This is a genomic window from Halobacteriovoraceae bacterium (assembly GCA_020635115.1).
Lineage (GTDB): Bacteria > Bdellovibrionota > Bacteriovoracia > Bacteriovoracales > Bacteriovoracaceae > JACKAK01.
Map to the genome: position 1 here is coordinate 259,160 of JACKAK010000001.1, position 12,773 is coordinate 271,932.

At 34.0% G+C, this 12,773-nt stretch carries 15 protein-coding genes; 9 read left to right on the forward strand and 6 right to left on the reverse strand.

Annotated features, from left to right (window positions below; translation table 11 throughout):
• Positions 1-69: 69 nt before the first annotated feature.
• The gene (locus H6622_01275) at positions 70-1,587 is read left to right on the forward strand and encodes a leucyl aminopeptidase (GenBank protein ID MCB9060137.1); all 1,518 of its coding nucleotides are present in this window, start codon (positions 70-72) and stop codon (positions 1,585-1,587) included.
• A complete protein-coding gene (locus H6622_01280) occupies positions 1,574-2,047 on the forward strand; it encodes a tRNA (cytidine(34)-2'-O)-methyltransferase (GenBank protein MCB9060138.1) in 474 nt (157 codons plus the stop codon). The genes H6622_01275 and H6622_01280 overlap by 14 nt, the downstream gene beginning before the upstream one ends.
• Here the strand turns inward: H6622_01280 and H6622_01285 are convergent.
• The gene (locus H6622_01285; GenBank protein MCB9060139.1) at positions 2,035-3,168 is read right to left on the reverse strand and encodes a hypothetical protein; all 1,134 of its coding nucleotides are present in this window, start codon (positions 3,166-3,168) and stop codon (positions 2,035-2,037) included. The genes H6622_01280 and H6622_01285 overlap by 13 nt on opposite strands.
• A 345-nt stretch (positions 3,169-3,513) precedes the next feature.
• On the reverse strand, positions 3,514-5,040 hold the full coding sequence (locus H6622_01290) for a transglycosylase SLT domain-containing protein (GenBank protein MCB9060140.1): 1,527 nt from the start codon (positions 5,038-5,040) through the stop codon (positions 3,514-3,516).
• A gap of 271 nt (positions 5,041-5,311) precedes the next feature.
• Here H6622_01290 and H6622_01295 point away from each other — a divergent pair, with 271 nt between their 5' ends.
• Together H6622_01295 and H6622_01300 are read left to right on the forward strand one after the other, a co-directional pair.
• Positions 5,312-5,863, forward strand: coding sequence for a hypothetical protein (locus tag H6622_01295; GenBank protein ID MCB9060141.1), 552 nt, complete (start codon positions 5,312-5,314; stop codon positions 5,861-5,863).
• 77 nt (positions 5,864-5,940) lie between these two features.
• Positions 5,941-6,330: a hemerythrin family protein gene (locus H6622_01300; protein MCB9060142.1), complete on the forward strand. Its 390-nt coding sequence runs from the start codon at positions 5,941-5,943 to the stop codon at positions 6,328-6,330.
• Here H6622_01300 and H6622_01305 read toward each other — a convergent pair.
• Together H6622_01305 and H6622_01310 are read right to left on the reverse strand one after the other, a co-directional pair.
• Positions 6,323-7,120 carry a prolipoprotein diacylglyceryl transferase gene (locus H6622_01305; GenBank protein ID MCB9060143.1) on the reverse strand — a complete coding sequence of 266 codons (798 nt, stop codon included), beginning with the start codon at positions 7,118-7,120 and terminating at the stop codon, positions 6,323-6,325. The genes H6622_01300 and H6622_01305 overlap by 8 nt on opposite strands.
• Positions 7,121-7,225: 105 nt before the next feature.
• Complete coding sequence (locus H6622_01310) at positions 7,226-8,029, reverse strand: hypothetical protein (protein ID MCB9060144.1); 804 nt, start codon at positions 8,027-8,029, stop codon at positions 7,226-7,228.
• 245 nt (positions 8,030-8,274) lie between these two features.
• Here H6622_01310 and rplU point away from each other — a divergent pair, with 245 nt between their 5' ends.
• The 5 genes from rplU to H6622_01335 all read left to right on the forward strand — a co-directional run bounded on the left by rplU (position 8,275) and on the right by H6622_01335 (position 10,875).
• Positions 8,275-8,601 carry a 50S ribosomal protein L21 gene (gene rplU, locus H6622_01315; GenBank protein ID MCB9060145.1) on the forward strand — a complete coding sequence of 109 codons (327 nt, stop codon included), beginning with the start codon at positions 8,275-8,277 and terminating at the stop codon, positions 8,599-8,601.
• 21 nt (positions 8,602-8,622) lie between these two features.
• A complete protein-coding gene (gene rpmA / locus H6622_01320) occupies positions 8,623-8,871 on the forward strand; it encodes a 50S ribosomal protein L27 (GenBank protein ID MCB9060146.1) in 249 nt (82 codons plus the stop codon).
• 87 nt (positions 8,872-8,958) lie between these two features.
• The gene (obgE, locus tag H6622_01325) at positions 8,959-9,972 is read left to right on the forward strand and encodes a GTPase ObgE (GenBank protein MCB9060147.1); all 1,014 of its coding nucleotides are present in this window, start codon (positions 8,959-8,961) and stop codon (positions 9,970-9,972) included.
• Complete coding sequence (rsfS, locus tag H6622_01330; GenBank protein ID MCB9060148.1) at positions 9,962-10,429, forward strand: ribosome silencing factor; 468 nt, start codon at positions 9,962-9,964, stop codon at positions 10,427-10,429. The genes obgE and rsfS overlap by 11 nt, the downstream gene beginning before the upstream one ends.
• The gene (locus H6622_01335) at positions 10,429-10,875 is read left to right on the forward strand and encodes a 23S rRNA (pseudouridine(1915)-N(3))-methyltransferase RlmH (GenBank protein MCB9060149.1); all 447 of its coding nucleotides are present in this window, start codon (positions 10,429-10,431) and stop codon (positions 10,873-10,875) included. The genes rsfS and H6622_01335 overlap by 1 nt, the downstream gene beginning before the upstream one ends.
• 8 nt (positions 10,876-10,883) lie before the next feature.
• On the opposite strand, the gene H6622_01340 is transcribed toward H6622_01335, so the two are convergent.
• Entirely contained in the window at positions 10,884-11,345 is a 462-nt protein-coding gene (locus H6622_01340) for an Lrp/AsnC ligand binding domain-containing protein (GenBank protein MCB9060150.1), read from the reverse strand.
• 42 nt (positions 11,346-11,387) lie between these two features.
• Complete coding sequence (locus H6622_01345; protein ID MCB9060151.1) at positions 11,388-12,530, reverse strand: hypothetical protein; 1,143 nt, start codon at positions 12,528-12,530, stop codon at positions 11,388-11,390.
• Positions 12,531-12,773: the final 243 nt, after the last annotated feature.

Consider the following 12,773-nt stretch of genomic DNA (forward strand, 5'->3'; position numbering starts at 1 on the left):
ATGTGGTATTCTACCTCCCAATATCAGATATCACAATTGGTATCTTGTTGGCACAATAGGGAGTATTTTGTGAGTGGTATAAATTATAAATTGAAATTTGCAAATAAGAGTTATGAAAGTGATGAGCTCATTATTCTAGGTTCTTTCTGTAAATCTGAAGGTAAGAAAAAAATTTTAAATAATTCTACTTGGCCTGCAGAGTTTAAAGATTCATTTAATAGTCATAAGTATTCCTCTGAGTTTACTGGAGAAAAAGATTCTTCTTATACTTTTTTTAGTCAGGATGGAATTAAAGTTATCGCCTATGGTCTTGGCGATAAGAAGGAGTTAAATGAGGAATCGCTTAGAAAAAGTAGTGCTACACTTTTTAAATCTATTTCGAAAAAATATAAAACTATATCCTTCGATTTGGATTCCTTTACGATAAAAAACAATGAAGAAAAAAGTTTTTCAATAATCCAGGAAGCTTTTGCTTTAACTGATTATAATTTTGATAAATACAAATCGACCAAGGAAAATCTTAAACTTAAAACGATCATTTTCGAAACAAAGCTACCAAAAACAAAAATGCAGAAATTCAAAACGATTCAAGATGAATTGTTGTGTATTGCTGATGCAATTCACTTTTCAAGAGATTTAGTAAATGACCCACCAAATGTTTTAAATTCTGAAACTTACGCAAAAAGAATTGAAAAAGATGTGAAATCTTTCAAGGGCGTAAAAGTTAAAATATTAGATAAAGCAGACTTAAAAAAAGAAAAAATGGGTCTATTTTTATCAGTAAACGCTGGTTCCGCTTACGGACCTAGACTAGTCCATCTTACTTATACTCCTAGTAAAGCTACCTCCAAAACCAAGCATATTGCTTTAGTTGGTAAAGGTCTTACTTTTGATACTGGTGGATACTCACTAAAGCCAGCAGCATCTATAATCAATATGAAATTTGATATGGCCGGATCGGCGACTGTTTATGGAGCTTTTAGAGCACTTGTTCAACAGTCTCCAAAAGTAAAGATTTCTTGCTTTCTTGGAATTACTGACAACGCTGTTAGTGGACTGGCGACTATGCCAGATTCAATTTGCACTGGAAGAAACGGCAAAACGGTTGAGATCTTGAACACTGATGCAGAAGGTAGATTAGTTCTGGCAGATGTATTAGATTATGCCTGTGATCAAAAACCTGATGTCGTCATTGATGTTGCAACTCTGACAGGAGCATGTCTGATTGCATTAGGAAATGAAGTTTGTGGACTTATGTCTAATAGTGACAAGCTTGCAAATGAACTTCAAAAAAGTGCCAAAGAAGTTGATGAGTATATATGGCAATTGCCTATAATTCCTGAGTGGGCAAAAGATATGAAGTCAAATATTGCTGATTTGAAAAATATTGGCGGATCCAGAAATGCCGGAACTGCAAAGGCAGCTGCTTTTTTACAAGAATTTATAAAAAATGATGTCCAATGGGCCCATCTCGATATTGCCGGAGTGGGAGATTCTCAATCTCACCTTCCCTACTGTCCAGCAAAAGGTGCTTCAGGACTTATGATTAGAACACTCTATAGGTATGTGCAAAATGGAAAGTATTAATATTGTTTTAAATCAACCTGAAATTCCTGGTAACACTGGAAGCATTGGAAGAACTTGTGTCGCACTCAATGCAAGGTTGATTTTAATTAAACCTTATGGATTTGATCTAGATGAAAAATCTATACGTAGGGCCGGACTTGATTATTGGAAATATGTTGAGCTCACAGAATATGATTCTTTTGATGAATTTATTGAAAAAGAGAATCCACAGAAAGGCAAACTTTTCTTTTTTTCAAAAATTGGAAAGGAGTCATACTTCGATGCCAAATTTGTTGAAGGAAGCTATCTAATCTTTGGCCCTGAAACGAAGGGCCTGCCACTTGACCTTTTTGATAAATACTCAGGACACTTTTACTCAATTCCAATGTTTTCAAGTAAAATACGTTCATTAAATCTGGCCAATGCTGCCACTGCTGCTGCTTATGAAGTTGTAAGACAACTAGGTGCTCACAAGGTCTGAATGATTTGATTAACTGATGCCAGTGCTCTTGTAATGTGAGAGCACTTTCCTGGAAATTGAGCAAGTTCATCATCAGAATTGATTATTTTGAGAGGAGCGTTTTCTCCTACAAAATGTATATTTGTGAATATTTCATTTTCACCTTGAAAGTATTTTTGATCATCTAAGTTCTCTGAAGAGGCCTCTTCGTTGAGGGAGATAAATTCTTCAATAACATGACCTTCAGCGTCAGGATAGACTTTAAACAATTGTTTCTTTAAAAGTTTTAACTTTCTTGAGACATCGTCTTCTGTTGTATGATCACTATCAACGTGATGAATAAAAGTTGCACTTTGGAAATTATCTTTAAATTTTTCAAATTCACCAATAAAGTGTCCCCATTCATGTGTATAACTTAGAGGTAAAAAAAGTGTGTTAAAATCTTCAGTAATATTTTTATTAAAATTTAATTTAACACTTAGGATATTTGGTCCTTTTGCTTGTTCGCAAAACTCTATAAATTCATTACTTAGTATCGCCTTGTTTTCAAATTTCAAATAAAACTCAAAGGGATTTCTGGCAAAATAGAGGTTTTCACAATAAATTTTCTCTCCATTTGAACAAGTAAGCAAAATATTTTTCTTCTCTATAAGTTCGCTAGATTCAATTGTTTCAATTTGTGTGATCATTTTTTCTTTAAAAAATGTTCTATTGTTTTCAACAATATCCTTGGCCTTTAACGTTACTTGATCAAAATCATATTCAAAATATGGCCAGGTATAAAATTCTTCGTTATTTAACAATTGTTCAGACTTACTACGCCCACCAAATTGTTTTAGGGTAAGATCCTTAAAAAATTGGGAGGGCCCAGAAAAACTGGCGTCTATTTTTTCAATGTACTTGTTAAACACAAAAAAATTGATATCCCCCCTCAAGCTTCTTGGATAAGTTGTTTCAACATTCTGAGATAGAAGTTTTCGTGGAGTGATAAGAACGACATTATCAGTTCCATTTTTTTGCATGAGCTGTTCAAATATGAGAACTGCACTTAAATTGTCTCCGTAGACGATATTTTGAACATAAGATGTTTCAGATTTTTCTTCATCGACTTTTTTTAATTTTTTTAAGATACTATAAGACATGCTCTACGCTGAATGAAATCTATCTTATCTCGAGTTGATGTTCATTTCCTAATTCTGCGATGCAGGTTGTTTCTTAAATTTCAAACTTAAGAACCATTGCCGTCATCTCCCTAGGCGTGAATTCCGGTACAGCTTCCCGTATTTTAAATATTGATATCAAAACACTACTTATGCTGGACAACTTCAGTGAAAGTCATTTTCTAATTCTGATAAGTTATTTATTTCAATATACAATCAACTTACCACTTTCATTTTTCCAACAGTTTCTCAAATGCTTAAAACACACTCACGTGTTTGTAGTAGAGTAGCACAGAGGAGGTCATTTTTCATCAATATTTAGAGTTATTAACGCACAGCAAGTTTATCGCCGGCCCTGATCATTCTTCTTTTAATAATAGAGTAATTGGAAGCAATTATCGTATCAATTGAAACTCCTGATTTTCTAGCGACAGTCCACAAAGTGTCACCTTTTCTAACTGTGTAATACTCAGAAGGAGTTGAAATTTTTCTGCCTTTTTCAAGTGCCCTTTTAACTTGGGCCCAATAACGTCTTTTTCTAATAACACTTTTTCGAGGACGTTCGTAGAGATCAGAATACATTTCATCTCTAAAATCTTGACCTAGTCTGAAAGGCAGTATGATCTCATCACCTTTTTTTAAAACAGCACCGGAAGACATATTATTCAGATTCTCTAGGACATCACCTTTAAGCTTAAATTTTTGGGAAATACTTCGAAGTCTGGTGACTCTCCCATTGATTTTGTAAATTTGAAAATCCTTGGCGACTAAAACTTTGTTAAGACAGCACTCACTCCATGTACTACTCATTCCAACGGGAATTCTTAATTTGTAATCTCTTCCTGGTGGTGTAAACCAACGAAGGATTTCAGGGTTAAGTCTTTGAAGCTCTGAAAAATCCATATCTAAATGTTCCGAAACTTGATACAAATCTGTAAGAGGCCCAACATCTATTTCATCAAAATCCAATGGTTCATGGAAATCAATATCTTCAAATCCAAATGATTTTAAATTTTTACCAATTATGGCCAGTGCCATTATTTTTGGAACATAGTTTTTAGTTTCATTTTTAAGATATCGACCTTGGCGGATAGTCCAAAAATTGTCAGTTTTATATCTCCTTACAGCTCTAGATACTTTTCCTTCACCAGCGTTGTATCCTGCGGCGGCCAATTCCCATGAGCCAAAATCATTAAAAAGTTTTTGGAGGTATCTACTTGCTGCGATAGATGATTTTATAGGGTCTCTTCTTTCATCGACATACCAGTTAATTCTTAAACCATAGCGTTTGCCGGTATAGGGCATAAATTGCCAAGGACCAACAGCTCTGGCCCAAGATTTTGCATGATTTTGAAATCCTGATTCGGCCATTGCCAAGAAAATAAGATCTCTTGGCAGATCATGGTCTTCAAGAATTTTTCCTAGAAGTGGTGCATACCTCCCTCCTCTTGAAGAATATCTTTCAAAAAATCCTCTTCCACGATTTAAAAAATAGTCGATCCATTTTTTGACAGCATTATTATATACAACAGGTATATCAAAATAATAATTTTCTAGATTTAAATGTTCAGCACCATAGAGGTAATATATTTTTCTTTTGTATGAAGAGGCACTATCAATTTTTGAACTACCAACCATTTGTAAAACAACGTCTTGTTCTTTTTTCTCTTCAACTAGGGGAAGCACTTCCTTTGAACTAGAAGTTGAAAGATTTTGAATGACAACTTCTTGAGTGCTAAGTGATTCTCTTTGAGGTTGTTGATTCTGCTCAGTGGGAACAGTGCTAGTTTCTTTACTTGCACAAGATATGATCAATGAAATGGTCATAATATTACAAAGTATGCGAACATTCAAAATTTAACTCCTAAAACTGTGAACCTTAATAACGAAAGCAAACATCTCCCTATTGTCCCAAATTGGGCCCTTAGGGTCAAACCTGAAGTTTAAATCCCAGGAACTCGGGTAACTTTCTGAAATTATAGATAAGTAATAAATCAAAAAAAACGAAAATTGACCCATAAAATTGTCAATTCTTTGTAAAGTATTGAGTATACAGGCCTTTATATGTGGGTGATATCTGCCTCTTGCTAAAGATTTCGTGCCACAAGTTATAATGGATAATGATATGAAGTATCTTTTTAGACTCTTTTGCACAACTTTACTACTGTACCCTGGTTTTTTACTCGGCCAAGTGGAGTCTCCTAACTATGATTTCTCATTGGATCAAATAAAGAGTATTCTTCCGGATTCAAAAATTGAAGATGTAAAAAAAACTTTTCCTGACTTAGAACTTATTACAGATACTAAAAAGAAAAAAGTTTTCAAAGTAAAGTTAAAACATCAAAGATATATCATCCATGCCGAATTGAATGTGGTAGAAGACCTAGTAAGGGATATTTTTATACGGTTGCCCTCTTACTTTCTCCATGATGTTTTTCATCAATCTCTTATAAACAGGTATGGTAAACAAAATTTTTATAAACTTAAAAATGAACATGCAATCTATATTTGGGATAAATTAGAAAAATATAAAATTGTCTATTCTTCAACGTGTACGATACAGTGTTTTCCAATTTATTTAGCAATAATTTCTAAAAACACAGATCAATTGGGAGAATACATTTCAATATTTGATGAAATGAATAAGTCTTATATTCTTGAACTAAAAAATAAGTAATAGGAAGGTTTTGCAAAATCTTTGAATAGTATTTAAACTTGGATAGTAAAAGTTGCAAATTTTTGGGAGAAGTTAAAATGGAGATTATGCCTTGGGGACCAGAATTAGATGTAAACGTTCCTTCTATGAACGAACAGCACAAACAAATTCTTTCTTTAATGAATGAGTTATATGATCTCCACCACAAAAATAGTCATTATGATGAAATGTTTCCCGTATTGGAAAAACTTGTTCATACAACACAAAGTCATTTCAAAGATGAAGAGGCCTATATGAAATCGATCAATTTTGAAGGTCTGGAGCCCCATAAATTGATTCATGAAAACTTGCTCAAAGATTTATCAGAACATTTAATGAACTTTAAAGTAACAAGAAGACTTGACGATAGTTTTTTTACTTTTTTAAAAGTCTGGTTATCGGCACATATTAAGGGTATAGATAAAAAGTATGGTGAAAAAACTACTTAGAATTCACTTTTATAGGCATTGGATTTTTTCTGACGTATACCCACCAAGTAAAACCACATAAAAACATTATAAAACATAAAATTTGCCCCATGGTCGTTGTTCCACCTATATAATAGCCAAGTTGTGCATCTGCCTCACGAGCGAACTCAATAAAATATCTAAAAAAAGCATAACCACATAAGAAAATGACAGTTTGCTCACCATAACTTTTTACTCTTTTTCTCATAAACCAAAGAATTGAAAATAAGATAATCCCTTCAGCTATCCCTTCATAAAGTTGAGAGGGATGACGTGGATAGGGCCCTCCGGATTTAAAGATGAGGCCAAAGGGAGAATCGGTAACTCGTCCATAGAGTTCACCATTTATAAAGTTGCCAATTCTTCCAAAAAAAACCCCCTGGCAACCAGCTGTTACGGCAGTGTCGCATATTTGTCTGAGGGGAACGTTAAAGCGTTTTGAAAAGACCCAACCTCCGGTGAGGAGCCCAATGATTGCTCCGTGAAAGCTTAGTCCTCCTTTCCAGACTGCAAAAAGCTCATTGAGGTGTTGAGAGTAATAGTCCCAGTTATAGACGAAAACATAGGTTAATCTAGCGCCAATAAACATCCCAATAATCATGTAGAAGACCAAGGAATCTACATTTTCTTCTTTTGTCTCAATGAAACCTTCTTTAACTAGTTTCTTGGCCAAAAACCCTGCGATATAAAAACCCACAACATACATGAGTCCGTACCAACGAATTTGCAATGGGCCTAAAGAAAGAATTACTGGATCAAAATCTACAACCATAAGTAATCATAACAATAACGGAACTTAATCTTTTGGTCCATCTTGATTATGAAATTCTTAAAATTTTTTTAGAAGTTACTACGCGTTAATATTTGTAGAATTAATCTAAGCAGTGAGTTCTGTTCTGGGCCTAAAGTTTTCATAAGGGAAAATTTGTCCGACAGAATATTTAGCAGCATATTGGAGCATTTGTCTTATGGGAACACTTGGTCCGTCAGTATCTATATAAGTACAGTGTTGATAGAGAAAGCTAAGAAGTTCTTCTTGCTTCATACCGACACTCCTTCCCTTTAAAGTTTGATCTAATCTTATAAAGACATCATTAGGCCTAATTTTTTTATGGCCATCTACTGTTAAAACGATTTCATCTAGTAAATTAATAAAGACCGCCTCTCCTTGACCTTCAACTTTGCTTTGAACGACGACGCCTTCTTCTACAGGCACTCCCCAGATGCCAAAAAAACCACTCTGAACCAAGGCAAAAGATAGAAATCTATTCAAGAATATATTAGTTTCTATTGCATATTTATCATCGCCGAATTGTGGAAGTATTCCACATCGCCATTCCTTTGCAATAGGAGAATAGACGATTACACCTATCCCTTGAAATTTATAAATTCTATGGCCATTGTATTTATTCACAGATTCGGCACCAAATTGATGTGTTTGATTTCCTTTAAAAAAGCGATTTTTGAGTTTTGCTCCAATTTTTTCAAATTTTAGAATTCTGGCCAAATTATTTTTTTCTATCGCCTCTTTGACTTTGCCTTCGTCAATATTGGAAAAATGACTCCTTGCAAACAACATTTGTATGGCCGGAGTAATCATGTCCTGTGAGATTTCAATGTATATTGGTATTTTTAGATCTGCATAAAACTGCATATATACTTTTTTCTCATTATTATCCATGACTTATCCTCTATGAAAGCGAAATACTTTCATATTTTTTCTTTTCGGCCAAATTGAATTGTGAAATAAGCATGCGCACTGAAGAGGAAATATTTGCCTATGAGGAGGAAAATTATTGGTTCAATCTCGTTGACATGTGGGCCCAAATATCATAAAAATTGCCCTTCATGGGCCAATATAAATCGCTCACTGAGGGAGAAAAAGTTCTATATCAGACCCCTCAAGAGGATTTCAAGGAGTTAAAAGTGTACGGAATAGTTGAAATTTCTGGTCACCAGTACAAAGTAAAAGTTGGGGACCTTATTGATGTTCAAAAATTAAATGCTGAAGCTGGTACAACTGTTGATCTAGACAAAGTACTTTTCATTGGCGGTGAAAAACCAGTGGTTGGACAACCTGTTGTTAGCGGCGCCAAGGTTAAGGCCGAGGTTGTAAGAAATGACAGAAGTAGAAAGGTTATAGTATTCGTAAGAAAACCTGGACGATATCAAAAGAAAAACGGTCATCGTCAGCATTATACTGCTTTAAAAATTGTTGAAATCAATGATGGGCAAGGCAATATTTCAAAATAAAAAGTTAACTGGAGTAAAATAATGGCACACAAAAAAGCTGGTGGTTCTACAAGTAACGGACGTGATTCAAACCCTAAAATGAGAGGGGTTAAGAGATATGGTGGAGAGGCCGTTATTACAGGAAATATCATTGTAAGACAGAGTGGATCTAAATTTCATGCGGGTAAAAACGTAGGAATGGGAAAAGACTTTACTCTATTTGCTTTAAAAGACGGACAAGTTCAATTTTCTTACTACAATAAGAAACAACAAATTGTCTCTGTCATCTAAATAATATTTCTATTATTGATAAGAAAATATAGAGGGGAACTTAATGTTAAGTTCCCTTTTTTTTATCCTTATGTTAACAGTGGCCCTATGCGTTTTATAGATGAAGTAAAAATTAAAATTGTCTCAGGAAAAGGTGGCGATGGAGTAGCAAGCTTTCGTAGGGAGAAGTATGTTCCCTTTGGTGGGCCCGATGGCGGAGATGGTGGTGATGGTGGAAACGTCATCTTTCAAGCGGATGAAGGAATAAACACTCTTGTAAAATTTAGAGGAAAAAAAGTATATAAGGCCGAAGATGGTGAAAATGGTATGGGCCGTCAGAAACATGGACGCTTTGGCCAAGATCTTTATATTAGGGTTCCTGTGGGAACGATTGTTCGTGATGAACACACAGGAGAAGTCCTTGCAGACCTTACGCAAAACCTTCAAGAACAACGCCTTTTAAATGGAGGCCGTGGTGGATTGGGTAATATGAATTTTAAATCTGCAACCAATCAAGCACCACGTTATTCAAAACCTGGTGAAGAGAGTAAGGAACTTGATGTTGAGTTAGAACTTAAGTTGCTTGCAGATATTGCTTTAATTGGATTACCTAACGCAGGCAAGAGTACGTTGATTTCAAGTATTTCAAGGGCCAGACCTAAAATAGCTGATTATCCTTTTACAACTCTAGAGCCTAATCTTGGTGTTGTTGAGTTGGAGGAAGACTCTTTTGTTGTTGCCGATATACCAGGACTCATTGAAGATGCTTCAGTTGGGAAAGGGTTAGGTTTTAAATTTCTTAAACATATTGAAAGAACAAATGCTTTTGTTCATTTAGTTGATGTTTCTTGGTGTTTGGATGTTTTCGAGGCCTATGAAAGTTATATTACAGTTAGAGCAGAACTTGAGAAATATAACTCAAATCTTTTGAACAAAAGGGAGATCATTTGCCTTACAAAAATAGATGCATTGACAGAAGAAGAAATTCAAAAATATGTCACTTTTTTTCAAGATCATCTTGATAAAAAAGTACTCCCAATTTCATCTGTATCAGGTAGAAATCTGGATATATTAAAAAGTATTATGCTTAGAACAATTGATAGGACTAACAATGGCCAATAAATATTTTGAACAAGAAATAGAAAAGATCATTACCGACACAAAATATGAATTTCCTTTAAATAATGCCATGGCCGGTGCCTGGATTATGGGAAATTTTAAAGCAGAAAATCTAAAAATTATTGATGTGAGAGGAAGATCATCTCTTACTGACTATTTTGTACTGGCCTCAGCACAAAACCAAACTCAAGCTCGTGCGATAGCAGATGAAATCTCGCGAACGCTGAAATCTCATGGTTCACAAATTTTCTCTAAGGAAGGATTCGAACAGGGGGAGTGGATTTTAATAGATTCAGGAGATGTCATTTTTCATATTTTTCAAGATAATGTCAGAGAAATTTATGATTTTGACAATGTCTGGCGTGGTGCTGAAATTATTACTATTCCAAATGAATTCTATCATCAAGATCCTGTGAATAATAATCAATCTGAAGAAAGTGATGAGAGGGATTACTTTTAGTGAAGATTGATCTCATAGTCATTGGAAAAGTAAAAAACAAAGGTCTTAAAGAATTAGAGGACGATTACTTAAAAAGATTAAAAACTTATAAAATCAATATTCACGAACTAAAGTCTTTAGATGAAGACATCAAAAAAGAAGCTCAAAACATACTTTTAAAATTGAGATCATTATCAAATCCACCTTTTTATATTCTTAGTGAATATGCAAAAAGCTATTCAAGCATGGATTTCGCATGTTTTTTTACAAAGTTAGAAGAACAAAAACACATTAGTCTTTTAATCGGTGGATCTGCAGGAATAGATAAAGACTTATATTCACTTGCGAAGGGAACAATTTCATTATCGCCACTCACCTTTCCTCATCAGTTGGCCAGAGTTTTACTTGTGGAACAAATATATAGAGCTGAAACAATTAATTCAGGCCATCCCTACCATAAGCAATAGAACAGTCTTCAGGGAACAATATCTTTATTTATTGGATTATCTAGAGAAATAAATGTTTCAGAAGATTGGATACCTTCAATTTTTTGAAGTTTTTCTACTAAGAACAAATGTAGGTCTCTGGTTGACTTAGCATAAACTTTTAGTAGTAGACTGTATTGCCCTGTTGTATAATGGACTTCAACAATCTGATCAAGGTAATTTATATTTTTAAGAACTGTGTCTAATACTTTTGCATTAACTAAATTAACACCAATAAAAGCACAAACCTCCATTCCAAGTTTCTGAACATCAACTACAATTTTTGAACCCGTTATGATACCCATTTCTTTCATTTTATTGACTCGAACATGTACGGTGCCGCCTGAGACTACTAACTCTCGTGCAATTTCTTGAAAAGACATTCGAGAATCTTTAAGAAGATAATTAAGGATCTTACGGTCTATTTCATCTAATTGGTGTTCTTTACTCATTTTGAAATATTAGCGGAAAATATTAAAAAAGAAAACTGCGTTTCATTCAATAAAAGTGAAGTAAATAATTTCAACTTTTACATCTTGAACGAGAAGAATAGGATTTTCTAGTTTTATTTTATATTTAACGTTATTACTTTCGTCAATCTCTTCAATAATTGAATAATCCGTTGGAAAATCAATTCCATTAACCTTTATTTTAATGCTGAAGCCATCAGTTTCAGGTTTATTCGAGAGATAAAGCTCATTCAAATGATCTCTTTCATTTGCACAAATATTTAATCCATTTTCAGGCATGTTAAAAACTTCTGGCGGGACAATTTGCCAACCATCATCAGTAACCCTATTTATATTTTGCTTCCAAATAGTCTGTCCGCATAAATTTGATTTTTTCTTATGATCAGGAGTCTTTTTTCTCCAATACATCTGAAGTGCTATATGCCATCTTGGGCCTTGAAAATAATTCAATTTCATTTTATATGTTTTGCCCTTTGAAAAATCAATAAAGTGCTGTTTTCCTTCATCATCTCCACATAAAAACTTTGGAGCATGAACCTGTGGAGAATCAATATATTTTACCTCTTGTCCATCTTCATTTGTAAGAGTTAAAATAGAACCATCATCACTTAGAATAGCAAGTTCATACTCTCCTGCTAATTCATCAGAACTTACTGACATTTTTGAGTCGAGATTTACATTAAACCATTCGACAAGCCTTTCCCCATTTATCTCAATAATGCTTCTATCAATACTTTCAAATCCTTCATCAAATGGTCTTTCTGGCACATTTATATTTCCCATAAAAATGATGAAGTCACTGAGTTTATAAGATATTTCTTCATCAAGATATGAATATAAGTTTTTTCTAGCTCCACAATTAGATAGGCCCTTTTCATTGAGTAGCCTTATGTTTCCAGTAATCCCTTTATTATTTGCACCAAGTGATGAATTTTCATTTCCAGTTAATGGATCACATGAAGCATTTTCCACTCCAGGAATAGAATATGAATCAGTCACGGTATTGTATCCGATATATTCAGGGACATCACTTGAATCAGGTTCAATACTAATTTTGTCTTGAAGGTCATCTAAATTCATGAGAGTGAATTCTTGATCTTGGACACAACCATTGAGAAGTAGCAGACCAATAAAGAGAGTATTATGTTTTAAAAGTTTTGTTTTCATCGTCACCACACGTTAAAAATCCTTATTCATAGACTTTAACCGATTTTTTTTACAGAACCACTCTCGGGGTAACATATTGAAAATTTGTCTGAGCTTGTGCCAAGTATTCTTGCGCTACTTTATATTTTCAAATGGTTCAAACTTAGATCTATAGAGAGCGTTTTTCTTATGATCAATCTAATCTCGATAATTTAGAAGTTTTTACTGCTAATAAAATGAAAAAGGGAAAAGTTAAAGAAATGC